Origin of the sequence: Prevotella sp. TF12-30 (assembly GCF_003436715.1) — a bacterium.
GTDB lineage: Bacteria > Bacteroidota > Bacteroidia > Bacteroidales > Bacteroidaceae > Prevotella > Prevotella copri_A.
The window spans coordinates 1-1,705 of the sequence record NZ_QSQJ01000101.1 but is presented as its reverse complement, the minus strand read 5'-3'; the positions used below and the strand labels follow the sequence as shown (position 1 = coordinate 1,705).

At 35.9% G+C, this 1,705-nt stretch carries 1 protein-coding gene and 1 pseudogene; both read left to right on the top strand.

Annotated elements, in window-relative coordinates; all coding sequences use genetic code 11:
• The first annotated feature begins 194 nt into the window (after nucleotides 1-194).
• Nucleotides 195-1,115: a hypothetical protein gene (locus DXD25_RS16210; protein WP_117664383.1), complete on the top strand. Its 921-nt coding sequence runs from the start codon at nucleotides 195-197 to the stop codon at nucleotides 1,113-1,115.
• Nucleotides 1,116-1,432: 317 nt separating this feature from the next.
• Nucleotides 1,433-1,601 (top strand): annotated as a pseudogene (locus tag DXD25_RS17350) (DNA resolvase); the annotation flags it as partial.
• Nucleotides 1,602-1,705 lie beyond the last annotated feature (104 nt).

Genomic DNA, 1,705 nt, shown 5'->3' with positions numbered 1-1,705 from the left:
GGCCCCGGATGGTGAGATTACCACCACATTCGAGTACGACGATCATATAGGTGCATCCATTAAGGACTTAGGCAAGAAGTGGTTTGGTTTCTCCAAGATGGAGATACTTACACCAGACGAATTGGTGGAAAGGATCAATAGAGAGTAATCAATACGCAATATTTCAAGAATATAAATATTAAAAATTACGAATTATGAAAAAAATACTATCTATAATGATTGTAGTTTGGGGAATAGCGGTATTATGTACACTATTCTTGAGTTCATGCAAGCGACCAGAGGTCTTAGACAATAGTACTCTTGTAAATAGCGCAAGAAACGTGGCTTTGACCTTTGGTCCTGCGTATGTTCCATTTTTTAAAGAGGCTAACGTATCGGATGTTCAAGTTTTTAAAAAGAAGGATTACGGAGGAGACAGCCGCCCTCAAATAAGAAAACAGATAGGAAGAAAGTTCTATACTGTAACTTTTACATATGATAGTACTGCCGTTAAATTTGATTTTGGATTTGCAGCAAGAGTCAGAATATGGAAAGATACAGGGGAACCATTAGATGTTATATTTGGTAATGGTTGGGGAAGAAATTTTCTATTTTTAAGTTTTAAGGAACAAACCAATCACTCACCAAATGACTATGAGAAAGTGGCTTCTGACTCTATTGTTAAAGTACCATTGCAAACAGTACATAAACCAGAGAATATTTGGAATTCCAATGCTGACAACAAACAAGACAGCCTATCAACAAGGGATTTTCTAACAAATACAGAGAAAGAGAAAATAAAAGAATTGGCTTCACAAGTTCCAGACAGCATAAGAAATCGTTTTGCAAATTTAGTGGATAAATGGAACATAGCAATAGATCATAATCCTAAGACGCGATATAGTGCAAGCACATATTCATATGCAAAATTGCCTGAGTTCATTCCTCTCAAATCAATGGGAAAACAAATAGTTCCACTAATTATGGAACGAATGATAAACCCTTGCGATTTTTATTTTCTTGTTCTTTATGAAGCTGTTCTGGAAGGAAATGAAACGAATGACGATTCTAAGTTTAGCGAAGGTGAACAAATCAGAGCTATAAGGTGTGTAAAAAAATGGCTGGAAAAACAATAATAGGCAAGTTCTTCTATTATAATTGAATCTACATCATTTCTCCTATGCCGCAGAATATATAAGATGTAACAAATGCGATAACAAAATCTACTATCAGTTGATTATCAATACTATACGTCCTAAACGGTAGAAAAGTGACTGTGTGGATTCTGTTTAGATACGAAAAGGTAATAATTTAACGTATTTAACTTTCGATTACACCGATATTACCCCAAAGTGTATGATGTTGGGCGATTAGTAGAATGAACAATTCTTCTTGGAGAGACAGGCATGACGGAGCTTACTTTGTTCTACACTTTTGAATGGTGGCAGTAGGCAAGGTAGGCTCTGTAAAAACGGCAGAACAGATGAAAGCCGAATATAGGGAAGTTATTAGTTTGCTCCGCAAGGGGTATTCCATTCGGGATGTGGCAAAAGTTAAGTGGAAGGGGCGTGAGTATGGTGCAACGAGTTAAGCGATTACTAAAAATACAATCACCGCAATAATACTATTGATTTTACGTTCTTTTCAAAAAAGGGTTTGTACAATAGTGGCTTAAAGGCTAAAAACACTACCTTTGAATGCTGTTAAATATGGTAATGTTCAAAGT

Bases quoted from the DNA above. Each gene is read 5' to 3' on its own strand.
- DXD25_RS16210 (WP_117664383.1), top strand. From the start codon at position 195: ATGAAAAAAATACTATCTATAATGATTGTAGTTTGGGGAATAGCGGTA.